17 protein-coding genes are annotated in these 22,190 nt (G+C 59.6%); 14 read left to right on the top strand and 3 right to left on the bottom strand.

The annotated features are described in order from the left end of the window. Window positions 1-2 precede the first annotated feature (2 nt). The 7 genes from icmH to ACSSNI_RS20835 are packed head-to-tail and all read left to right on the top strand — an operon-like array spanning window position 3 to window position 11,008. Window positions 3-875: a type IVB secretion system protein IcmH/DotU gene (gene icmH, locus ACSSNI_RS20865; protein WP_200640627.1), complete on the top strand. Its 873-nt coding sequence runs from the start codon at window positions 3-5 to the stop codon at window positions 873-875. Between the two features lie 15 nt (window positions 876-890). Then, window positions 891-4,430, top strand: a complete 3,540-nt coding sequence (gene tssM / locus ACSSNI_RS20860; RefSeq protein ID WP_200640619.1) for a type VI secretion system membrane subunit TssM — start codon at window positions 891-893, stop codon at window positions 4,428-4,430. After that, entirely contained in the window at window positions 4,430-5,167 is a 738-nt protein-coding gene (locus ACSSNI_RS20855) for a PP2C family protein-serine/threonine phosphatase (protein ID WP_200640611.1), read from the top strand. The genes tssM and ACSSNI_RS20855 overlap by 1 nt, the downstream gene beginning before the upstream one ends. Further along, a complete protein-coding gene (locus ACSSNI_RS20850) occupies window positions 5,164-6,153 on the top strand; it encodes a serine/threonine-protein kinase (RefSeq protein ID WP_200640609.1) in 990 nt (329 codons plus the stop codon). Before ACSSNI_RS20855 ends, ACSSNI_RS20850 begins: the two co-directional genes overlap by 4 nt. Window positions 6,154-6,173: 20 nt before the next feature. Then, window positions 6,174-8,225: a type VI secretion system Vgr family protein gene (locus ACSSNI_RS20845; protein ID WP_200640608.1), complete on the top strand. Its 2,052-nt coding sequence runs from the start codon at window positions 6,174-6,176 to the stop codon at window positions 8,223-8,225. 52 nt (window positions 8,226-8,277) lie between these two features. Continuing rightward, window positions 8,278-10,581: a hypothetical protein gene (locus tag ACSSNI_RS20840; RefSeq protein ID WP_234484698.1), complete on the top strand. Its 2,304-nt coding sequence runs from the start codon at window positions 8,278-8,280 to the stop codon at window positions 10,579-10,581. A 10-nt stretch (window positions 10,582-10,591) separates the two neighbouring features. Then, window positions 10,592-11,008 (top strand): lysozyme inhibitor LprI family protein, encoded by a 417-nt coding sequence (locus ACSSNI_RS20835; protein WP_448260169.1) that lies wholly within the window; start codon window positions 10,592-10,594, stop codon window positions 11,006-11,008. 281 nt (window positions 11,009-11,289) lie between these two features. Here ACSSNI_RS20835 and typA read toward each other — a convergent pair whose 3' ends face one another. Together typA and thiI are read right to left on the bottom strand one after the other, a co-directional pair. Beyond that, window positions 11,290-13,110, bottom strand: a complete 1,821-nt coding sequence (typA, locus tag ACSSNI_RS20830) for a translational GTPase TypA (protein WP_102838247.1) — start codon at window positions 13,108-13,110, stop codon at window positions 11,290-11,292. 166 nt (window positions 13,111-13,276) lie between these two features. Beyond that, entirely contained in the window at window positions 13,277-14,731 is a 1,455-nt protein-coding gene (gene thiI / locus ACSSNI_RS20825) for a tRNA uracil 4-sulfurtransferase ThiI (RefSeq protein ID WP_200640606.1), read from the bottom strand. Between the two features lie 347 nt (window positions 14,732-15,078). Here thiI and glnA point away from each other — a divergent pair, with 347 nt between their 5' ends. The 5 genes from glnA to ntrC all read left to right on the top strand — a co-directional run bounded on the left by glnA (window position 15,079) and on the right by ntrC (window position 20,510). Then, a complete protein-coding gene (gene glnA, locus ACSSNI_RS20820; RefSeq protein WP_102838245.1) occupies window positions 15,079-16,485 on the top strand; it encodes a glutamate--ammonia ligase in 1,407 nt (468 codons plus the stop codon). Window positions 16,486-16,670: 185 nt separating this feature from the next. After that, window positions 16,671-17,198, top strand: a complete 528-nt coding sequence (locus ACSSNI_RS20815) for a DUF4124 domain-containing protein (protein WP_200640605.1) — start codon at window positions 16,671-16,673, stop codon at window positions 17,196-17,198. Next, window positions 17,195-17,827 (top strand): DUF4124 domain-containing protein, encoded by a 633-nt coding sequence (locus ACSSNI_RS20810; RefSeq protein WP_200640604.1) that lies wholly within the window; start codon window positions 17,195-17,197, stop codon window positions 17,825-17,827. Before ACSSNI_RS20815 ends, ACSSNI_RS20810 begins: the two co-directional genes overlap by 4 nt. A gap of 167 nt (window positions 17,828-17,994) precedes the next feature. Next, complete coding sequence (glnL, locus tag ACSSNI_RS20805) at window positions 17,995-19,077, top strand: nitrogen regulation protein NR(II) (protein ID WP_102838242.1); 1,083 nt, start codon at window positions 17,995-17,997, stop codon at window positions 19,075-19,077. Beyond that, complete coding sequence (gene ntrC / locus ACSSNI_RS20800; protein WP_200640597.1) at window positions 19,074-20,510, top strand: nitrogen regulation protein NR(I); 1,437 nt, start codon at window positions 19,074-19,076, stop codon at window positions 20,508-20,510. The genes glnL and ntrC overlap by 4 nt, the downstream gene beginning before the upstream one ends. Window positions 20,511-20,539: 29 nt before the next feature. Here the strand turns inward: ntrC and ACSSNI_RS20795 are convergent, their stop codons facing one another. After that, window positions 20,540-20,995, bottom strand: a complete 456-nt coding sequence (locus ACSSNI_RS20795; protein WP_159969112.1) for a hypothetical protein — start codon at window positions 20,993-20,995, stop codon at window positions 20,540-20,542. Between ACSSNI_RS20795 and trmL the strand changes: the two genes are divergently transcribed. Both trmL and hslV read left to right on the top strand, forming a co-directional pair. Continuing rightward, window positions 20,994-21,455 carry a tRNA (uridine(34)/cytosine(34)/5-carboxymethylaminomethyluridine(34)-2'-O)-methyltransferase TrmL gene (gene trmL, locus ACSSNI_RS20790; RefSeq protein WP_102838239.1) on the top strand — a complete coding sequence of 154 codons (462 nt, stop codon included), beginning with the start codon at window positions 20,994-20,996 and terminating at the stop codon, window positions 21,453-21,455. The genes ACSSNI_RS20795 and trmL overlap by 2 nt on opposite strands. Window positions 21,456-21,651: 196 nt before the next feature. Continuing rightward, the gene (gene hslV, locus ACSSNI_RS20785) at window positions 21,652-22,188 is read left to right on the top strand and encodes an ATP-dependent protease subunit HslV (protein WP_045431382.1); all 537 of its coding nucleotides are present in this window, start codon (window positions 21,652-21,654) and stop codon (window positions 22,186-22,188) included. Window positions 22,189-22,190: the final 2 nt, after the last annotated feature.

Raw genomic sequence — 22,190 nt, 5'->3', positions numbered from 1 at the left:
ACATGATCAGAGAAATGGACTACGCACAGGACGACAAGACAGTCATCCTCAATCGCCACGGCGACGCCCCGGCACAGAGCCCGCTGACTGACTTCAGCACCCCGCCCAAATTCGAGCAGCTTGAAGAGCGGATGATCTATGCCGCGCGGCTGCGTCCGGCCGAAACTTTCAATATCAGCCTCAATCCGCTCGTCGCGGCAGCATCTTCATTGCTCTCAGAAGTCGTGCGGCTCAAGCACAGCTATCAAGGCGAAGACCTGCACGCCCTCAACCAGCGCTTGTCTGGTGAGCTCAAGCTGTTCGAGCACCGCGCCCTGCACGACGGTGCCGAGAGCAGTCAGGTGATGGCTGCTCGCTACGTGCTATGCACCGCTATCGACGAAGCGGTCGTTACCACACCCTGGGGTAACGAGAGCGAATGGTCACAGATGAGTCTGCTATCGAGCTTTCACAACGAGACCTTCGGCGGTGAAAAGTTCTTTCAGTTGCTCGAGCGCCTCTCGCGCAACCCGGTCAAGCACCTGCCGATGCTGGAACTGATGTATCTGTGCTTGTCGCTGGGTTTCGAAGGCAAGTACAGAGTGATGCCACGTGGCATGCTTGAGCTCGAAGCAGTACGCGACAGCCTTTACCGGCAGATCCGCCAGCTGCGCGGCGACGTGCCACGCGAGGTATCGCCGCACTGGCAGGGGCTGCGCGATACGCGTCGGCGCCTGGTGCGTATCGTGCCTTGGTGGCTGGTCGCGATGTTCACAATGATCTGTTTGGTAACGCTGTATGCGGGCTTCGCCTGGGTGCTGGGTGAACAACGCGATGCCGTACTGCAACCGTATCAACCCGTCGATCCGACCGTTCAGGTCGAGCCTAAGCCGTAACAAGGACGTACTGCCATGAAGGTTTTTTTCGGCAAGCTTGCCGCGTTTTTCCGCAAGACCTGGGTATGGAGCCTGTGCGTCTTGATGGTGTTGGGCCTCCTTGTGTGGCTCGTTGGGCCACTGCTGGCGGTAAACGACTATAAGTTCTGGGAATCCTCGACCAGCCGTCTGCTGACCATTGCCGGCCTCTGCCTGGTCTGGGGCCTGTTCATCGTGTTCGCCAGTTGGCATAGCACTCGTCGCAAGCAGGCCGAAGCCAGCGACGAAGAGGTTCAGGAGCGGCTTCGCCGTGAAGGCTTGGTCAGCGAAGAGCAAGGCATCCTGAGCCAGCGCTACCGCGACGCCGTTCGTACGCTCAAGAGCTCGAGCCTGTACCGCGGCCGCAGCGAGAAATGGCGCAACGAGCTGCCCTGGTATTTGCTGCTCGGTCCTCAAGGCAGCGGCAAAACCTCATTGCTGGACTTTTCCGGCCTGGACTTTCCGCTCAACCGCGGTGAAAACCAGCGACTGACCAAGGATGTCTCAGGCACCCGCTACGCAGACTGGTACTTCGCCGACCATGCCGTGCTGATCGATACGGCCGGCCGCTACCTGACTCAGCCCGACTCGGGTGTCGATGGCAAGGCCTGGGAAACACTACTCGGCCTGCTGCGCCGCCGCCGTGCACGCCCGCTTAATGGCGTACTGATCAACATCCCGGTCGAGCAGCTGCTGCACTCGAGCGAACTGGAGCTCGAAACGCTGGCGCGCCAGAGCCGTCAGCGTCTGCATGAAATCCATCAGCGCCTGGGTGCCGACGTACCGGTTTATCTGGTGCTGAGCAAAGCGGATAAGGTGCTTGGCTTCGACGAGTTCTTCGATCAGCTCTCGCGCGAGGAAAGCGATCAGGTGCTCGGCGCGAGCTTCCGCAAGGAACAGGACGGTACCGACGTCAACGTTGTTCGGAGCGAATTCGAGGAGCTGCTGCGCCGGCTCAACAGCCAGGTCATCCTGCGCATGCACCAAGAGCGCGATACCCAGCGCAGGGGTCGCATCCTTGATTTCCCGCACCAGCTTGGCCAGATTGGCGAACGTTTATGCCTGTTCGTCGAGCTGGCGTTCTCAGGCAACCGCTACCAGCGTGCCAGCCAGCTGCGCGGTTTCTACCTCACCAGTGCCCCGCAACTCCAAGGTGCACTCGATCCGCTCACCAGCGGCATCGGCCGCAACCTCGGCCTGCCGAGCAGCGTGTTGCCGACATTCCGCAGCGGCCGTGCTCGCTTCATCAATCATTTGCTCAGCCGCGTGATCTTCCCCGAAGCCGACCTCGCCGGTCTCGATCAGAAGGAAGTACGCCGCATCGATTGGGGCCAGCGCGCCCTGTATGCCGCGAGTTTCGCCTGCCTGGCGCTGTTCGGCGCCTTTTGGGCCAATGGCTTCTCCAACAACCATGAACGGCTTGAGCAGTTACGCGGCCTCGCTGATCAGCTGGGCCGCGAGCATCAGGGCATCACGTCTCAAGACGACGCACTGCGCACGCTCAAGGCGCTAGATACGAGCTATGCGGCTACTCAGGTGTTTCCGGATAAGGCTGACGTGTCCTATTTGCAGCGCGGCGGGCTATACCAAGGTGAGGTAGTCGATCCCACCGTCCACCAGGCCTACCGCCTTGAGCTGGAGACTTTACTACTGCCTCGCGTTGCACATCAGCTCGAAGCCCAGATACGTGCCAACCTGACTGATCGAGAGCGCCTGCTTGGTAGCCTGCGCGCCTACCTTATGCTTAGCCTGGAAGAGCGTCGCGACGACGGCTTTCTGAAGGACTGGGTAGCCGCCGATTGGTCGCTGCGTTACGCCGGCAATGCCGTCGCACAGAACGGTCTCAACACCCATTTTGAGCGGCTGCTCGGTGATGGCTTCGCGCCTCACGCGCTCAACGACCAACTCGTCGCTGAGGCACGTCAGGTGTTGCGCAGCGAATCGTTGGCCACTGTCGTCTACCGCATGTTGCGCGATCAGGCTCGCAGCCTGCCTGATTACCGGTTCAGTCAGCATCTCGGACCGCAAGGCGCCCTGTTCAGCGGTAGCGACTACACCATCCCTGGCTTTTATACCCAGAATGGCTATCAGAAATTCTACGTCGCGCAGGGCAGCGAACTGGTGCGCGAGATTCTGCGTGACAACTGGGTACTTGGCGAAGGCGATAACTTAAGCATGAAAGATCTCGGTCGCTTGATGGTCGAGATGGAGCAGCTCTATTTCCGGGATTACGCCAACTATTGGAGCGAAGCGGTCGCCCAGCTGACGCCGGAGCCTATCGCCGGTGCTGGCCAGGGCTCGGTGCTGCTTAGTGGGTTGTCCGCGGCTAATTCGCCGCTGTTACAACTGCTTGTCGAAGTCCGTGACAACACCCGCTTTGCCGGCGTGGTCGATACCGCCGGCGACGCGGTGGACGCAGCCGATGCTCTCAAAAGCGCCAACGACAAGCTGGGCAAAGCCGCCAAGCTCGCATCAGCCGCTGCCGAGCAGGCCCAGGCCGCACTGGCCAAGAACGTGCCTGACACGGCGCGCAAAACACTCGAACGCCGCTTCGAGCCGCTGCATCGCCTGCTCGACGACAACGCAGGCGCCAGCGCCGAGCTTGTTCCCACCCTACAGGCCCTCGATGCGCTTCAATTGCAACTGGCAAGTCTGGCCCATGCCAGTGCGCCTGATCAGGCAGCTTTCGAACTCGCCAAGGCGCGCATGGCTGGTCAGCGTGATGCCATCAACCAGCTGAGAGCCAGCGCAGCACGGCTACCACAACCGATCGGCAACTGGCTCGGCCTGCTCGCCGAAGACAGCTGGACGCTGGTCCTGAACGACGCCTACCACTACCTCAACCAGCGCTACCAGAGCGAACTGTATGCGTTTTACAAAGGTTCGCTACGCCAGCGCTATCCGTTCAGCGCACACAGCGAGAGCGACGTCGCCATTGCTGACTTCCGGGAGTTCTTCAAGGCGCAAGGCGTTGCTGACGGGTTCTTTGACCGCTACCTGAAGGCGTTCGTCAGCGGGAGCGCTGGCCAATATCAGCTTCGTCGAGTCGACGGCCGTGGCTTGCCCCTGTCACGCGAATTCCTGTCGCAGATGAGCAACGCACAAACCATCCGCCGCAGTTTCTTTGCAGAAAACCCGAACGAGCCGCAGATCCGCTTCAAGCTAGAGCCCTACTCGCTCGACTCGAGTCTGGGTCGCGCTGACTTCCGCTTTGGCAATCAGCAGATGGAATACCGCCACGGCCCGATCGTGCAGACCGCCTTCAGCTGGCCAACCGACGCAGAGGATGGCCGCACCAGCCTGGTCGTCGAGGAACTTGGCGGGCGTCGTGTCGGTATCGAGAAGAACACCGGCCCCTGGTCGCTCTTCCGCCTGCTGGACCTGATGCAGGTCGATTACCACAGCGGTCGCGACGTGCTGATGCTCAAGGCCAATCTGGGCGGCCGCAACGCCAACTACCTGTTACACAGCCAGCGTTCGCCGAACCCGTTCGACATCGCCCTGCTGCGCGACTTCAAACTTCCGGCGACACTTTAATGTCAGCCACTGCGAACCTGGCGTACAGCTGGCGCAGCGCCGCGCGGACCGATACCGGCAAAGTCCGCGCACGCAATGAAGACGCCTTTCTCGACCTCCCCGAGCAAGGCCTCTGGGTCGTGGCCGATGGAATGGGCGGCCACCACAACGGCGCGCTAGCCAGCCGCCTGATCGTCGAGCAGCTCGCCGCGTTGCCTGAGGGCAGCATGGCGGAGCGCTTGGTCGCTCTGCGCCGCTGTTTGCATGACCTCAACCGCAGACTTGGGCAAGAACTGACGGTCACGGCAGATCGACCCGATCCCGTGATTGGCAGTACCGTGGTCGCGCTGCTGATGGAGGCCGACCGTGCCGCCTGCGTATGGGCTGGCGACAGCCGCTGCTACCTGTGGCGCCGGGGACGGCTTTATCAGCTCTCGCGCGACCATTCGCTGTTACAACAGCTGATCGACGAACAGAGCCTGAGCCCGCAGGAGGCCGCGCGTCACCCAGCCGCAAACGCCCTAACCCGCGCCATCGGCGCCAGCGAACAACTGACACTGGATATCCTCGAGTTCGATGTTTATCCAGGCGACACCCTACTGCTATGCAGCGACGGGCTCTACCAAAGCCTGTCACCGGACAGCTTGGGAGCATCGCTCAATGCGCCATCGACTGGCCTGGCTCTGCAAAGGCTGTTTGAGGAGGCCATGGACGGGCCGTGTCGAGACAACCTGAGCGCAGTGGTGATACGGCAATGAGCGAGCCCCTGCGCGCCGAGCCGGCGTCGGACCTTACCTACTTCGCCTTTGCGGCCTCGGCTGCCGCGCCAGCGAGCCTGGCAACATCGGCCGCTGCCATCGTCGCGAGTGATTTGCCAGAAGTATTGGCAGGCCGCTATCTGATCGAACGACTGCTCGGCGTCGGTGGCATGGGCGCCGTTTACCGCGCCCGAGATCTTTTGCGTGAGCAGTTTGGTGACCCGGAGCCGTACATCGCACTTAAAACATTGAGCGATGAATTCGCTGAGTATCCCGATGCTCACACGCTGCTCTATACCGAGTTCGCTCTTACCGCTCGCCTAAGCCATCGCCACGTTGTGCGGCTATTCGGTTTCGACGTGGACGCTGTCAGCCAACGCGCGTTCATCACTCTCGAGCTACTCAAGGGACCAACCCTCGATCAGGTGCTCAGCGAACGCCCGGAAGGCCTCACGTGGGACGAGCTACGCGAAATTGCCGTGCCCCTGATAGAAGCGTTGGCCTATTCACACAGTCGCGGCGTCATCCACGGTGACATCAAACCCAGCAACGTGATATTGGCCGAAGACGGGCTTCGCTTGTTCGACTACGGTCTCGGGCAGCCGCTCGAAGGCGGTCTGAAAAATCTGCCACGCCTGTCTCGGAACCGATTCAAGGCATGGACCACGCGCTACGCAGCCCCTGAACTTCTCGACGGCGCCGAACCATCGGAAGCCAGCGACGTGTATGCACTCGGTTGCCTGCTTTATGAAATGGCCAGCGGCAGCCCTCCTTTCCGCCGGCTAAACGCCAAGCAAGCAAAAGCGATGGGGCTCGACAAGGAATTGGTACGGCCGCAGAACCTGGCCTGTGGCTGGTTTACCTTGCGATCTGCGCTGGCATTTGATGCGGCTCAGCGCAAAGCCAGCGTGACCCAGCTGTTGGATATATTCCGCCGTCCCGCACCCAGTCGCCTGCAGCGCTGGTTCGGACGCGCCCATGGATGACAACAAAACAAGGAAGCGTCATGTTCAACGCCGCTAATGACACCCATTTCAGCCTCGCTATCGATGGCGTCGAGCACGACCTGCAGATTCTCGCGTTTACCGGGCGCGAAGCCATCAGCCAACCCTATCGTATCGATCTTGAGCTGGTCAGCGAGCGTCCCGATCTCGCCCTGCAAAGCCTGCTGCACAAATCAGCATATCTGTCGTTCTCACCTGCCGGTGATGGCATCCACGGATTGATTCATCGCGTCGCACAAGCTGAGTTAGGCAAACGGCTGACCCGCTACCAGGTGACCCTCGTTCCGCAGCTTGCCTACCTCGCGCACCGTACCGATCAGCGCATTTTTCAGCACCTGACCGTGCCGCAAATCATTGCCCAGGTGCTGGAGGGTCACGGTATCCAGGCGAACGCCTATCGCTTTCAGCTCGGTCCGGTGGTCTATCCCGAGCGCGACTATTGCACCCAGTACGACGAAACCGACCTGCACTTTGTCCAGCGCCTATGCGAAGAAGAAGGCATCCACTATCACTTCGAGCATAGCCCGCAGGGTCATGTACTGGTGTTCGGTGATGACCAGACGAGCTTTCCCAAACTTGGCCAGCCCACCGCGTACCTGCAGGACAGCGGGCTGGTAGCCGACGAGCCTGTGATCAAGCGCTTCTCCGTGCGCCTGGAGACTCGTACCAACCGGGTGAGCCGACGCGATTACCACTTTGAACAGCCTCGCCTGGTGATGGAGGCCGCACAGAAAGGCCAAGCGGGTGACGGACAGAGATCGTCTGAGCCAGACCTCGAAGACTATGACTACCCGGGTCGCTTCACCGATCGAGCCCGAGGCAAGCACCTGTCCCAGCGCTCACTGGAGCGCCACCGCGCTGACTACCGCCTGGCTGAAGGTCGGAGCGACCAGCCACGACTGGTTAGCGGGCACCTGCTGGAAATATCTGACCATCCGCGCCAGGAATGGAATGACCTCTGGCTGCTGACCGAGGTGCTCCATGAAGGCAGACAGCCGCAGGTGCTAGAGGAGTCCGTAACAAGCGACACTGATGTACGAGACGGTTTCACCCAGGGCTACCGCAACCACTTTACTGCCACCCCGTGGGACGTCCCTTACCGCCCGGCCCTGAATCACCCAAAGCCTCGCGCGCTTGGCAGCCAGAGCGCCGTGGTCACAGGCCCTGCGGGCGAAGAAATCCACTGCGATGAATACGGTCGGGTAAAGGTCCAGTTCTTCTGGGATCGCCACGGCCAAGCCGATGACAAGACAAGCTGCTGGCTCCGCGTCAGCTCCAGCTGGGCCGGTGACCGCTATGGCGGTATCGCGATCCCGCGCGTCGGCATGGAAGTACTGGTTACCTTTCTCGAAGCTGACCCCGACCAACCCTTGGTGACTGGCTGCCTCTACCATGCAGAACATCAGGTCCCCTACGACCTGCCGGCAGACAAGACCCGTAGCGCCTTCAAGACACTGTCGAGCCCCGGTGGCGGTGGCTACAACGAACTACGCATCGAGGATCGCAATGGCGCTGAGCAGATATACATCCACGCCCAGCGGGACTGGGACGAGAACATCGAGCACGACCAGAAGATCCGCGTCGGCCACGAACGCCACGATACGGTGGAAGCCAACAGCTACAACGAATTCCGAGCCGAAGAACACCTGACCATCACTAGCGACCGTAAGGTCGAGGTCAAACCTGATGACCATCTCACCGTCGGCCAGAGCCAGCACATCAAGCTCGGCACTGCTCTACTGACCAAAGCCGGCCGCGAAATACACCTCAAGTCCGGCCAGAAAATGGTTATCGAAGCCGGCATCGAACTGACCCTCAAGGCCGGCGGTAGCTTCATCAAGCTTGATCCGGGCGGCATCACAGTTTCTGGCCCGCTGGTGAAGATCAACGCAGGCGGTGCGCCGGGTAAGGGATCGGGCATCAAGATCAAACCGCCAGTGCTGCCGGGCGAGGCGGATAGCGACAAGGCGGGGAGTTTGTTGGAGCAGGCGCAGCCCGGAGACCAGCCTGCCGAGCCGCGTCGGCGCAAGCGCTCACTCAACTTTTCCGGCTAAGACAAGGACAGGCTTGCCTACCGGCAGCCCTATGAACAGGACGTATCGAAACATGGCCGAAAGCAGACCGATCAACTGGGCTCTTCCCTTCCCGAGCAAGGAGCCGAACAGTAATCCCTTGCAGCTCCTGACCCACATGGCCAATGCGAAGGGCGGCCACTACCCGACCGGTGAGAATGGTTTGTGGCATGGTGGTGTGCACTTCGACGAGGGCACGGCGGCATTTTTCGATCAGTCTAGCGTGCGCTGTATGGCCGACGGCGAGGTGATCGCCTACCGTATCGACGAGCGTTACCCGGTCAGTGAATTCATCGACGAGATACCTCTGATCAAACGCGCCCCGTTCTCTACTGGGTTCGTCCTGGTGAAGCATAAGCTTCAGCCGCCACCGCTGCGCAATGCAGATGGCACCATCGCCGAAGGCCAGACTCCTCCAAGCCTGAACCTCTATAGCCTGTACATGCATCTGCAAGATTGGGCAGGCTACCAAACGCAACCGGACCTGCAGCGTCCCGCATTCTGGGAAGCCAAGCGCCATACCGTGAACACGGAGAGCGGCGGCCTGAGCGTCCGCGCAGGTCCGAGCAAGAACGCCACCCGGCTGTCCCAGTTGCCCAAAGGCGCCGAGATCACCATCGGCACGGCAGAAGGTGAATTCAGCAAGCTGGTCAGCATCGTCAGCGGGACGGCACACCCCGCCTTGGCAGCAGACGATGAGGGGCAACTGCCCGGTTATGTATTCACCAGTCTGCTCAAACCGCAGAGCGAGCCAGCGGAATACGGAAAAGTCGTACTCCTTGAGAACGGGTTGCCGATCAAGGCCGGTGAACTGATAGGCCATCCGGGCCTGTACCAGAACCACGACAGCGCTGCTCAGCACATGGTCCATGTCGAACTGTTCAGCTGCGACGATGTGCCCGCGTTCATCGCCCAAAGCCGCGCCTGGGCCAGCCGCTTGCCGGACGATCAGAAAACCCTGCTCAAGGTCTATAAAGGCGCAAGCAAGCTGATCGCGCACCGGGACGACATCAACGTCGAGAACCCGCCCAAATTGGACGACGATGGCACGCAGATCGGCGTCGACCTGATCATTCCGCAGTCCTTGCTGGATGGGCTCCCCGCTTCGAGAAAGATCCAGGTCAAGGATGGTGCTGACAACACTATGCACTGGTGGCGGCTGGACGATCTGTTCGCCGACGCTAATGGCAACCCCATCGACGGCTGGCTCGCCGAGCAGGAGTTGATCACCACCCGCCACAGCCCATGGGAGTGGGAAGGTTTCCAATGCATCGAGGAAACCGGAACGCCCGTCGAAAAGCTCGCCTACGCCTTCAACGCCAAAGGCCTGCTAAGCCCAGACGAACAGGAAAACTACCGCGCCCAAATCAACACGGCAGACGGCGGTCCTATTCTGACGCTGGCTCGGTTGCACGAGATAGTAGAGACAGACAGGGATGGCGTACTGACCAGTAGGGAAATTCGCGCGGCCCTAGCAAAACCCTGGCAGGCGCAACTCTTCGGTCAGTTGATCACCCGCTACGAAAGCGAGTGGTTCTGGAGCAAAGGCAAGTGGGACGAGCTTGATTCTCTCTTGGCGGAGGAACTCGAACAGCCCAACCTGGTTTGGGAGGCGGAGAAGCAGCGAATTGAGAAGTTAAGCTGGTGGGAAGATGTCGCCGACAAGGCTTACGTTAACGCGGACGGGGCAGCATGGCACCTGCAGCCGCTAACTCTCATTGGAACTTTCAATACAGCGGCTAGAGTTGAACCTACTATCAGAGAAGGGCGGATCACATTTGATGCTGAAGGGAATAATATTCCTTCATCTCCGTTTTTCAGTCGTGTTATCCACTGGCCAGGGAACGAGCTTTCAGGAGTTACGTTGGGGCGTGGCTACGACATGGGTTTCAGAACTGAGTCAGAAATTCATGATCATATGAAAAATGCTGGAATCGCGCACGATCAGGCGACAAAGATTGCTCGGGCCTATGGCAAGAAAGGAACTGCTGCGCAGCAGTTCGTAGTCAGTAACAAGACGATGATTGGCGAAATTAGCTCCGAGCAAGAAATCAATCTCTTTAATGAGATCTATCCAGACTACATAGAACGGGCCATTGTCAATTATGATCGCTGGACAGAGAGCGAGCCTGAACGAACAGACTGGAGCTCCCTAGATCAGGTCATTAGAGATGTGCTGGTAGACTTCGTGTATCAAGGCTTCACAAAAGGGCCAAATCCAATGAAAGCCGGGATGAGAAATGACAAGGATCAGTTGATACGCTATATAGAAAATACGCCTGCGATCAGCCAGTACGAGCCAGGGCGAAACAGAGCTCGCTACCTCAGGAATAACTAGGGCATACAATATGAAAAAATTTTCGTTTATGTTTTTATTTCTTGTGCCTCCTGCGTTCAGCGATACCCTGTCAAATCCGTGTGAAAACATTGAGCTGTCCCAGCAAGTCGCGCAGTGTGCAGCATATAGAAAAGATCTTTCAGATGAGCTCTTGAACACTTCGTATAAGGCAACTTTGGGACGTATCCGGCAGCAGTTCGAAAGAATGCCCTCACTGGCGGATCAATACATCTCCGTTGTTAAAGAAGCGCAACAGCACTGGATCAAACTGCGAGATGCCGACTGCAAGATGGAAGCTTTCGAAATAGAAGAAACCACAGAAGCGCATCAGGTAACGACTGATAATTGCATTTCGAGGATGAGTAACAATAGGGCTGACTATTTGGACGGTATCGCTCCAGATATATGTACAATTCACACCTTTTAAAATGATTCCCTGTCATTACTATTTGCTGCTAACAACTGAGAAACACCTTTATTATTCTGGCGCTTTTGCTAATAGCGTATATAGCTATGGGCGGAGCGGCCGCCAGTAACCATATGGCTCGCGTGGGCGGCGCCGGGGTGATCGATTAGCTGAAGCTGGTCGGCACCGCCAGCGCCGCATCAACCGATGAAAGGCTAACAGGCTGCGCGCCTGAGTTGCGGCAACGAAAAAGCCCCCGTCGGCTCTCGCCGGCGGGGGCTTTTTAGTCAGCTAGGCTTAGATCAAGCCTTGGCTTTCTTCGCAGCGCGATTACGCTCGCCTTCGTCGAGGATCTTCTTGCGAAGACGAATCGACTTCGGGGTCACTTCGCACAGCTCGTCGTCCTGGATGAATTCCAGTGCCTGCTCGAGGGTGAAGCGGACTGGCGGAACCAGGGCGATGGTTTCGTCCTTGCCCGAAGCGCGCATGTTGTCGAGCTTCTTGCCCTTGGTTGGATTAACACCCATATCGTTGTCACGGCTGTTCAGGCCGACGATCTGACCGTTGTAGATTTCCTGGCCGTGCTCGACGAACAGCTTGCCGCGCGCCTGCAAGGTTTCCAGGGAGTAGGTCAGCGCCTTGCCGGTATCGATCGATACCAGTACGCCGTTCTGGCGGCCGGACATGTGGCCAGACTTCATCACGTCGTAACGGTCGAAGATCGAGGTCAGGATGCCGGCGCCGTTGGTGATGGTCAGGAACTGGTTACGGAAACCGATCAGACCACGAGCCGGGATGTTGTATTCCAGTCGAACACGGCCTTTGCCATCCGGCACCATGTTGCTCAGATCGCCCTTACGCAGGCCCATCTCTTCCATGACCTTGCCCTGCGCTTCTTCAGGGATGTCAATGGTGACGTTCTCGAACGGCTCGTGCTTGGCGCCATCGACTTCACGAATGATCACTTCAGGACGGCCTACGCCCATCTCGAAGCCTTCGCGGCGCATGTTCTCGATCAGTACCGACAGGTGCAGCTCACCACGGCCAGAAACCTTGAACTTGTCAGCCGAGTCGCCTTCTTCAACGCGCAGCGCCACGTTGTACAGCAGCTCTTTGTCCAGACGGTCCTTGATGTTACGGCTGGTGACGAACTTGCCTTCCTTGCCGCAGAACGGTGAATCGTTGACCTGGAAGGTCATGGAAACGGTCGGCTCGTCAACGGTCAGCGGCTTCATCGCTTCGACGTTGTTCTGGTCGCACAGGGTGTCGGAGATGAACAGTTCGTCCATACCGCTGATGCAGACGATGTCGCCGGCAGTAGCTTCTTCGACGTCAACACGGTGCAGACCGTGGTGACCCATGAGCTTGAGGATACGGCCGTTACGCTTCTTGCCATGCATGTCGATGGCAGTGACGGGAGTGTTGGGCTTGACGCGACCACGGGCGATACGGCCTACGCCGATAATGCCGAGGAAGCTGTTGTAGTCCAGAGCTGAAATCTGCATCTGGAACGGGCCGTCGATGTCGACCTTCGGAGCGGGTACGTGGTCAACAATCGCCTGGTAGAGCGGGGTCATGTCTTCGGCCATGTCGGTGTGGTCCAGACCAGCGATGCCGTTCAGGGCCGACGCGTAGACGACCTGGAAGTCCAGCTGCTCTTCGGTGGCGCCGAGGTTGTCGAACAGGTCGAAGATCTGGTCCAGAACCCAGTCAGGACGCGCGCCCGGACGGTCGACCTTGTTGATCACGACGATCGGGCGCAGGCCGGCTTCGAAGGCCTTCTTGGTCACGAAGCGGGTTTGCGGCATCGGGCCGTCTTGAGCATCGACCAGCAGCAGTACGGAGTCGACCATCGACATCACGCGCTCGACTTCACCGCCGAAGTCGGCGTGGCCGGGGGTGTCGACGATGTTGATGCGGTAGTCGTTCCACTTGATAGCGGTGTTCTTGGCCAGGATGGTGATGCCGCGTTCCTTTTCCTGGTCGTTGGAGTCCATCACGCGCTCGTCGTTGAGCTCACCGCGCTCCAGGGTGCCGGACTGGCGCAGGAGCTTGTCGACCAGGGTAGTTTTGCCATGGTCAACGTGAGCAATGATGGCGATGTTGCGTAGATTATCGATCACAGTAGTGGTCTCGTAGTTGGGTCGGGCTGCTCGGCAAATGCATCGAGCGGCCCAACGCGAAAAATTGGATGAAGATGAAGGTTCGTTACGACGTGTCGCAGCAATTCAGCCGCGAAGCGGGTCGGGAGGGCGGTGGCGGATACTGCCGCCCAGCAGGCCGGGCTGTTTAGCTCGGACGATAAACGCGCACATTGACATGCCCCTCGCTCAACAAATGATGAGCATGCAGGCGGCTCATGACACCTTTATCGCAATACAGCAGGTACTGGCGGTTCTCATCCAGCTCCTTGAAGCGGTTGTTCAGCGCATAGAACGGCAGCGTATGCACTTCGATGCCCTGCAGTTGCAGAGGTTCGTCCTCGGCGAGGTCAGGGTGGCGGATGTCTAGCACTACCTGCCCGGCGCTCGCCTCGATGACTTCTTCAACTTGCAAATCCTGGCCCAGCTCGTCGATCACTCGATCAATGGCCACCTGACGCGTGTTCGCCATGGCTCGCTCGAGCACCGCCATGTCGAACTGTTTTTCTTCATGTTCGATGCGGTAGCGCTTGGCCTTGGTCGTCGGATGCTTCGAAATCACGCCACAATACTCGGGCATGTTCTTGGCGAACTCGGCGGTGCCTATCTCGAAGGCGGTGTCGATGATGTCCTGCTTGTGGCTGGCGATCAGGGGCCGCAGCACCAGCATGTCGGTAGCTGAATCGATCACCGACAAGTTCGGCAGAGTCTGGCTGGAAACCTGGGAAATGGCCTCGCCAGTGACCAGGGCGTCGATGTGCAGCCGCTCAGCAATCTGGGTCGACACCCGCAGCATCATGCGCTTGAGCACGACGCCCATTTGGCTATCGTCGACTTTCTCAAGGATCTCACCGACGACTTCCTCGAAGGGCACACTGATAAACAGTACCCGGTGCGAACTGCCGTACTTCTTCCATAAATAGTGGGCAACTTCCATCACACCCAGCTCATGGGCGCGGCCACCCAGATTGAAGAAGCAGAAATGAGTCATCAGCCCGCGGCGCATCATCTGATAGGCCGCTACGGTGGAATCGAAACCGCCGGACATCAGCACTAGGGTCTGCTCCAACGCGCCCAGCGGGTAGCCGCCAATGCCGTCATGCTGCGCATGCACGACAAACAGGCGCTGGTCGCGGATTTCCATCCGCACTTCGACTTCCGGTGTTTTGAGCGAGATGCCCGCAGCGTCGCACTGTTGGCGAAGCTCGCTGCCAACATATCGCTCCACATCCATCGAGCTGAATGGGTGCTTTCCAGCTCGCTTGCAGCGCACGGCGAAGATCTTGCCCGGGAGACGGTCAGCATAGTGCGCCTTGCACTTGGCGAGGATGTCGTCCAGATCGCCCAGCGGGTACTCATGTACCTCCAGGCAATGCGCGATGCCCGGCGTGCAACGCAGGCGCTCAATCATCTGCTGCAAAGTTTTCGCGTCGCTGAGCGCGGTTTCAACCTCAACGTTGTCCCACACCCCTTCCACCCGCAATTCGGGATCGAGGTCGCGCAGCACGGTACGGATGTTCTTCGCCAATTGACGAATGAAGCCCTTACGTACCGGCGGGCTCTTGATGGTGATTTCGGGGAAAACCTTGACGATCAGCTTCATGGAAAACAGCGCAGCGCCAGCATGGCGTGAAAAGAGGGGGGCGGAGTATATCGGAATTTGATCAAGCTTTAGTCAGTTTTATCGGACAGCCTAGCTTTGCACCCAAATGGACCACTGGCGCAAGTATCCGCACCACTTTAGCGCATAAACACCGGAGCGCAGCGCCGACAAATGGCAGCAAGCACGCCAAACGGCCGCTGCAAGCCCAACCGGAACCATCTCGGAGCACTGGCATGCAATTTGCTCCCTTGTGAGGCAGGTCGCCTTGACGGAGTATCGCCCGCTCGGCTTCACCCCCTAGATTCCGGAAGCTTATCTGTCAACGCTTCCACCACTTGGAGAGCACCATGTCGAAGTCGCTTCAACTGATCAAAGATTACGATGTGAAGTGGATTGATCTGCGCTTCACCGACACCAAGGGCAAGCAGCATCACGTGACCGTTCCGGCGCGCGACGCCCACGACGAAGACTTCTTCGAGCACGGCAAGATGTTCGACGGCTCGTCCATCCATGGCTGGAAGGGCATCGAAGCCTCCGACATGATCCTGATGCCGGTCGATGAAACTGCCGTTCTGGATCCGTTCACCGAAGAGCCGACCCTGATTCTGGTCTGCGACATCGTCGAGCCGAGCACTATGCAGGGCTACGACCGCGACCCGCGCTCCATCGCCAAGCGCGCCGAGGAGTTCCTCAAGTCCACCGGTATCGGCGACACAGTATTCGTTGGCCCGGAGCCTGAGTTCTTCATCTTCGACCAGGTCAAATTCAAGTCCGACATCTCCGGCTCCATGTTCAAGATCTACTCTGAACAGGGTTCCTGGATGACCGACCAGGACGTCGAAGGCGGCAACAAGGGCCATCGGCCAGCCGTCAAGGGCGGTTACTTCCCCGTTCCGCCGTGCGACCACGACCACGAAATCCGTACTGCCATGTGCAACGCGATGGAAGAGATGGGCCTGGTCGTCGAAGTGCATCACCACGAAGTGGCGACCGCTGGTCAGAACGAAATCGGCGTCAAGTTCAACACGCTGGTCAACAAGGCTGATGAAGTTCAGACCCTGAAGTACTGCGTGCACAACGTGGCTGATGTCTACGGCAAGACCGCTACCTTCATGCCGAAGCCGCTGTATGGCGACAACGGATCGGGCATGCACGTGCACATGTCGATCTCCAAAGACGGCAAAAACACCTTCGCAGGTGAAGGCTATGCCGGCCTGTCCGAGACCGCTCTGTACTTCATCGGCGGCATCATCAAGCATGGCAAGGCTCTGAACGGCTTCACCAACCCGTCGACCAACTCGTACAAGCGTCTGGTTCCGGGCTTCGAAGCGCCGGTCATGCTGGCCTACTCGGCTCGTAACCGTTCCGCCTCGATCCGTATCCCGTACGTTTCCAGCCCGAAAGCCCGCCGTATCGAAGCGCGCTTCCCGGATCCGGCTGCCAACCCTTACCTGTGCTTCGCCGCACTGCTGATGGCTGGCCTGGACGGCATCCAGAACAAGATTCACCCTGGCGATGCCGCTGACAAGAACCTCTACGATCTGCCGCCGGAAGAAGGCAAGCTGATCCCGCAGGTTTGCGGCAGCCTGAAGGAAGCCCTGGAAGAACTCGACAAGGGCCGTGCGTTCCTGACCAAGGGCGGCGTGTTCTCCGATGACTTCATCGACGCCTACCTCGAGCTGAAGAGCGAGGAAGAAATCAAGGTCCGTACCTTCGTTCACCCGCTGGAATACGACCTGTACTACAGCGTCTAAGCCAGTCCGCGTGACAGAAAAGGCCTCCTTCGGGAGGCTTTTTCGTTTCTGCGATGTCACTAGCCAGTGACACCGACGTTGCGACAAGCGACCGAAGTGGCGTCGATCTCAAATCCCAAAGGTCGCACTTGCCTCGCCGCCTGCGCGGTGCAAGGCTTCCAGTCATCCCTACCGCGGAGCTTCCCATGCGCATTGCATTGTTCAGCCTGCTACTCGTCCTCATGGCTCCCGCCATGGCGCAGATCTACAAATACACTGACGACAAGGGCAACACCGTCTTTACCAATCAACCTCCGGAGGGCGTCGAGGCTAACGCTGTCGATCTCCCACCCGCCAACACCGTGAACATCAAAACGCCCGACGCCCCGCCGCCGCTAGCCAACGAGCAAAGCAGCGAGGGTCAACAGCAGCCCTATCGAAGCCTCGCGATTGGCGGTATCCCGGACGAGCAGGCGTTGCGCGCCAACAGCGGCACCTTTGTGGTCAACGCCCAGCTCGATCCGCCGCTAAAGCAAGGGCACCAGATCCGCTTCCTGCTCGACGGCGTCCCCCAGGCAGAACCCAGCAGCACGACCGCACTTCAGCTGGTAAACGTCGATCGCGGAACTCATCTGCTGGAAATCCAGGTGCTCAGCGGTGGGCAGGTCGTGCAACAAGCCGAAGAGCAATTCACCGTGCAGCGCGTCCACACCTCCAGCCCTGCGCGTCGATGAAGCGCCTCTCGCGGCTTGGATTGGTCGGACTGTTACTGGCGTCTGCGCTACCTGCGAGCGCGGCGATCTACAGCTATATCGACGCCGAAGGCAATCGGGTCTTCACCGACCGCCCCGACGGTCGTGCGGTCGAACAGGTAGAGACCAAACCCGCCAATACGATGGCCGCCCAGCCCCTACCACCCCCGAAGCAAGCGGTTAAGGTCCTCAAAGCCACCGCGCCCAGCTATATCTTGCTCGATATCGTGCAACCAGCTCCCGACGCCACCATCCGCAACAACGCCGGCGAGCTGGCAGTCAGCATAACCAGTCAGCCGCCTCTTCATCCGGGCCATCAGTATCGATTGCTACTCGACGGTGCGCCCGCAAGCGCACCCGGTGAGAGTCCTGTTCTGACTTTGCACAATATCGACCGAGGCAGCCACCAGCTGGTGGTCGAAGTGATCGACAGTCAGGGCGAAAGCGTACAGTCCAGCGAGCCACGCGCGTTCCACATGATGCGCACCTCTCTTGCGCAACGCCGAATGGTCAACCCATGCAGGAAGGCGGATTACGGTGTCCGCCCGGAGTGTCCGCTGAAGGATAAGCCCAAGGAAAAGAAAGATATTCCCTTCGTGCCCTTTCTGTGACCACTCTACGCACCTTACTGGTGCACTGATTCAGCCATCTGGTTTAGCGCCGCCCTTCTCGATCGATGCCCCGCGCTGGAGCGCCAGTGCCAGCGGTGCCGCGCCGAAAAGGAGCGCATTGGTTTGCTTCTTGCATTTCCTGACTCACACCCCGGATGCAGACTGCCATGATCAACGAAGCCCTACAGCGCCTGCTGATCGAGAATCTCACCACCGCCACCCTTTTGCTGAATTCGCGGTTGCGCCTGGAATATATGAACCCGGCTGCCGAGATGCTGCTGGCAGTCAGCGGCCAGCGCAGTCACGGACAATTCATCAGCGAGCTCTTTACTGAATCCTCCGAGGCCCTGGCTGCATTGCGGCTGGCTGTGGAAGAAGCGCACCCCTTCACCAAGCGCGAAGCGACGCTGACCTCCGCCAGCGGACAGACGCTAACCGTGGACTACGCGGTGACGCCGGTACTGACGAAGCAGGAGACCATGCTGCTGCTGGAAGTGCTACCGCGTGACCGACTGCTGCGCATCACCAAGGAAGAGGCACAGCTGTCAAAGCAGGAAACCACCAAGATGCTGGTTCGCGGCCTCGCCCATGAGATCAAGAATCCGCTCGGTGGCATACGCGGAGCCGCTCAGCTGCTGGCCCGCGAGCTGCCCGAAGAGCACCTCAAGGACTACACCGAGGTCATCATCGAGGAGGCTGACCGCCTGCGAAACCTGGTCGACCGCATGCTCGGTTCGAACAAGCTCCCCTCACTGGCGATGACCAACATTCACGAAGTCCTCGAGCATGTCGCCAGCCTGATAGAAGCCGAGTGTCAGGGCAGCCTCATTTTGGTGCGCGACTACGACCCAAGCATTCCCGAGGTCCTGATGGACCGCGCACAGATGATTCAGGCCGTGCTCAATATCATGCGCAACGCCATGCAGGCGCTTGCCGGGCAATCCGAATTGGGCCTGGGCCGGTTGACCCTACGCACTCGTTCGCTGCGCCAATTCACCATCGGCCACATCCGCCATCGTCTGGTCGCGCGGATCGAAATCATCGACAACGGGCCAGGCATCCCTGCCGAACTGCAGAACACCCTTTTCTACCCAATGGTCAGCGGCCGCCCAGACGGCACCGGGCTCGGCTTGGCCATTACCCAGAACATCATCAGTCAGCATCAGGGTCTGATCGAATGCGAAAGCCATCCCGGGCATACCGCGTTCTCGATCTTCCTGCCGCTGGAACAAGGAGCACCAACCGCATGAGCCGCAGCGAAACTGTCTGGATTGTCGACGATGACCGCTCCATCCGCTGGGTTTTGGAGAAAGCCCTGCAGCAGGAGGGCATGACCACTCAGAGCTTCGAAAGCGCCGATGGCGTACTGGCGAAACTTGCTCGGCAGCAGCCGGATGTAATCATTTCCGACATCCGCATGCCCGGTGTCAGCGGTCTCGACATGCTGGCGCAGATTCGTGACCTTTATCCGCGCCTGCCGGTGATTATCATGACCGCGCACTCGGACCTCGACAGCGCGGTGGCTTCCTACCAGGGCGGTGCGTTTGAATACTTGCCCAAGCCCTTCGACGTTGATGAAGCGGTGTCCCTGGTCAAGCGCGCCAATCAGCACGCGAAAGAGCAACAAGGCCTCAAAGCGCCTGCCGATCAACGCCAAACGACGGAGATCATCGGCGAAGCGCCGGCAATGCAGGAGGTTTTCCGCGCAATCGGACGCCTCTCCCACTCCAACATCACCGTCCTGATCAATGGCGAGTCCGGCACCGGTAAAGAGCTGGTCGCCCACGCCCTGCACCGGCACAGTCCGCGCTCGGCCTCTCCCTTCATCGCGCTTAACATGGCCGCGATTCCCAAGGACCTGATGGAGTCGGAGCTGTTCGGACACGAAAAAGGCGCCTTCACCGGCGCCGCCAACCAGCGTCGCGGCCGCTTCGAGCAAGCCGATGGCGGCACCTTGTTCCTCGACGAAATCGGCGACATGCCCGCCGACACCCAGACCCGCCTCTTGCGCGTATTGGCTGACGGCGAGTTCTATCGGGTCGGCGGTCATACACCGGTCAAAGTCGACGTGCGCATCATTGCCGCGACCCACCAGGACCTGGAAACCCTGGTCCAGGCCGGTAAATTTCGCGAAGACTTGTTCCATCGGCTGAACGTCATTCGCATCCATATCCCGCGGCTGTCCGACCGCCGCGAAGACATCCCGACGCTGGCCTCACACTTCCTCGCCAGTGCGGCTACCGAGTTGGCAGTCGAGACCAAGCTGCTCAAGCAGGAAACCGAGGAATACCTGCAAAACCTGCCGTGGCCAGGCAACGTGCGCCAGCTTGAGAACACCTGCCGCTGGATCACGGTGATGGCATCCGGGCGCGAAGTACACGTTGACGACCTGCCCCCGGAACTGCTGAGTCAGCCGGCCGATGCCATGCCGTCGAACAACTGGGAGCAGGCGCTGCGCCATTGGGCGGACCTGGCGCTTGCTCGCGGCCAGTCGAATCTGCTCGACGAGGCGGTACCGGCATTCGAGCGCATCATGATCGAGACAGCACTCAAGCACACCGCCGGTCGCCGCCGCGATGCGGCCCTGCTGCTGGGCTGGGGCCGAAATACGCTGACGCGCAAGATCAAGGAGCTGGGCATGGGCGGGGACAGCGCTGACGAGGACGAGGGAGACGAGGCCTGAGTCGGCAACGGCGGATAGGCGGGTTCGCTTCAGCGCGGTTTGACCTCGATCAGCAAGCGCCACTCGCCATCGGTTTTTTCACCCGACCAGCTGGCTATCAGCGGTCGGGTCGCCACGAAATGCAGTAACAACCCCTTCTCGGTTGATTGCACGCGCCAGCCCGCACTGCCGCCCTCGATTTCCACGCGCCCGGCATCTGCATTGCCCTTGGACTGGAAGAGCATCCCGACCGCTCCATCAACATCCTGGCTGTAGAGCTCCGGCTCGCGGCTGAACCATAACTGCAAGCCCCTCGCGACAGGCTCGATACGCAACAACTCAACCGGGCCCGGGCGAAAGACGTGGCCGAGAAACGAGCCGAACAACAGCCCGAGCAGCACCAGCGAGCCAAAAAAGCGCCGGCGAATGCGCGGTAGCGGGTCGTCAGCCGCAGGGCCGCCTGCCGCAGTAGAATGCCGGTCGTTTTCAGAGTCGGTGCCGCGCATGTTTCATGTAATCCTTTTTCAACCGGAAATTCCGCCGAATACCGGCAACATTATCAGGCTCTGCGCCAACGCCGGCTGCAGCCTGCATCTGATCGAGCCCTTGGGCTTCGAACTGGATGACAAGCGGCTGCGCCGCGCCGGGCTGGATTATCACGAGTATGCGCCGCTCAAGCGACACGCCGACCTCGACAGCTGTCTCGAAAGCCTCGGTCACCCTCGCCTGTTTGCCTTCACCACCAAAGGTTCGCAGCCGTTTCATGAGGTCAGATTCCAGCGCGGCGATGCCTTCCTGTTCGGCCCGGAAAGTCGCGGCTTGCCGCCGGAGATCCGCGACGCACTGCCCAACGAGCAGCGCCTGCGTTTGCCAATGCGTCCCGACAGCCGCAGCCTGAATCTGTCAAACACCGTAGCCGTCGCCGTCTACGAGGCTTGGCGACAGCTGGATTTCGCATTGCAATAGCGCCGCCCCGCCAGGCGTGTGTTGCTCGCGCCCAATCGCGCTCAGCTTTGCTTGCACGGCAAGCTGCCTCGCCTCACTCGACGGGCTCATAAGGGGTCGGGACGTGATTCCCTCGCATCGGTTGAAATGCGCGGCAGCGTCCCCCATATCAAGCGCATTCGGGCATTCATCGCCCCGCTGCGTGGAGATTTTTCCTTTGACCACCATCGTTTCAGTACGCCGCAACGGCAAAGTCGTCATGGGCGGCGACGGCCAGGTTTCCCTCGGCAATACCGTCATGAAAGGCAACGCCAAGAAGGTTCGGCGCCTCTATCACGGCCAGGTCCTGGCGGGCTTCGCTGGCGCCACCGCTGACGCCTTCACCCTGTTCGAGCGATTCGAAGGTCAGCTGGAAAAACACCAGGGCCATCTTGTGCGCGCGGCCGTTGAGCTGGCCAAGGACTGGCGGACCGACCGTTCGCTGAGCCGCCTGGAAGCCATGCTGGCAGTGGCCAACAAAGACGCCTCGCTGATCATCACCGGTAACGGCGATGTGGTGCAGCCGGAAAACGACCTGATCGCCATGGGCTCCGGTGGCGGGTTCGCCCAAGCCGCCGCAATGGCGCTAATGCAGAAAGGTGATCAGAGCATGTCCGCACAAGACATCACCGAAACCGCGTTGAACATTGCCGGCACCATCTGCGTCTTTACCAATCAGAATCTCACCATCGAGGAGCTCGACAGCGCGATCTGATC

This window comes from Stutzerimonas tianxiuensis (assembly GCF_053470365.1).
The sequence above is the reverse complement of the archived record's forward strand: the minus strand, read 5'-3'. Positions and strand labels throughout refer to the sequence as shown.

What these genes read in the sequence shown, in the direction of transcription:
- icmH (WP_200640627.1), top strand. Translation starts at nt 3, where the DNA reads ATGATCAGAGAAATGGACTACGCACAGGACGACAAGACAGTCATCCTC.
- tssM (WP_200640619.1), top strand. Translation starts at nt 891, where the DNA reads ATGAAGGTTTTTTTCGGCAAGCTTGCCGCGTTTTTCCGCAAGACCTGG.
- ACSSNI_RS20855 (WP_200640611.1), top strand. Translation starts at nt 4,430, where the DNA reads ATGTCAGCCACTGCGAACCTGGCGTACAGCTGGCGCAGCGCCGCGCGG.
- ACSSNI_RS20850 (WP_200640609.1), top strand. Translation starts at nt 5,164, where the DNA reads ATGAGCGAGCCCCTGCGCGCCGAGCCGGCGTCGGACCTTACCTACTTC.
- ACSSNI_RS20845 (WP_200640608.1), top strand. Translation starts at nt 6,174, where the DNA reads ATGTTCAACGCCGCTAATGACACCCATTTCAGCCTCGCTATCGATGGC.
- ACSSNI_RS20840 (WP_234484698.1), top strand. Translation starts at nt 8,278, where the DNA reads ATGGCCGAAAGCAGACCGATCAACTGGGCTCTTCCCTTCCCGAGCAAG.
- ACSSNI_RS20835 (WP_448260169.1), top strand. Translation starts at nt 10,592, where the DNA reads ATGAAAAAATTTTCGTTTATGTTTTTATTTCTTGTGCCTCCTGCGTTC.
- thiI (WP_200640606.1), bottom strand. Translation starts at nt 14,731, where the DNA reads ATGAAGCTGATCGTCAAGGTTTTCCCCGAAATCACCATCAAGAGCCCG.
- glnA (WP_102838245.1), top strand. Translation starts at nt 15,079, where the DNA reads ATGTCGAAGTCGCTTCAACTGATCAAAGATTACGATGTGAAGTGGATT.
- ACSSNI_RS20815 (WP_200640605.1), top strand. Translation starts at nt 16,671, where the DNA reads ATGCGCATTGCATTGTTCAGCCTGCTACTCGTCCTCATGGCTCCCGCC.
- ACSSNI_RS20810 (WP_200640604.1), top strand. Translation starts at nt 17,195, where the DNA reads ATGAAGCGCCTCTCGCGGCTTGGATTGGTCGGACTGTTACTGGCGTCT.
- glnL (WP_102838242.1), top strand. Translation starts at nt 17,995, where the DNA reads ATGATCAACGAAGCCCTACAGCGCCTGCTGATCGAGAATCTCACCACC.
- ntrC (WP_200640597.1), top strand. Translation starts at nt 19,074, where the DNA reads ATGAGCCGCAGCGAAACTGTCTGGATTGTCGACGATGACCGCTCCATC.
- trmL (WP_102838239.1), top strand. Translation starts at nt 20,994, where the DNA reads ATGTTTCATGTAATCCTTTTTCAACCGGAAATTCCGCCGAATACCGGC.
- ACSSNI_RS20795 (WP_159969112.1), bottom strand. Translation starts at nt 20,995, where the DNA reads ATGCGCGGCACCGACTCTGAAAACGACCGGCATTCTACTGCGGCAGGC.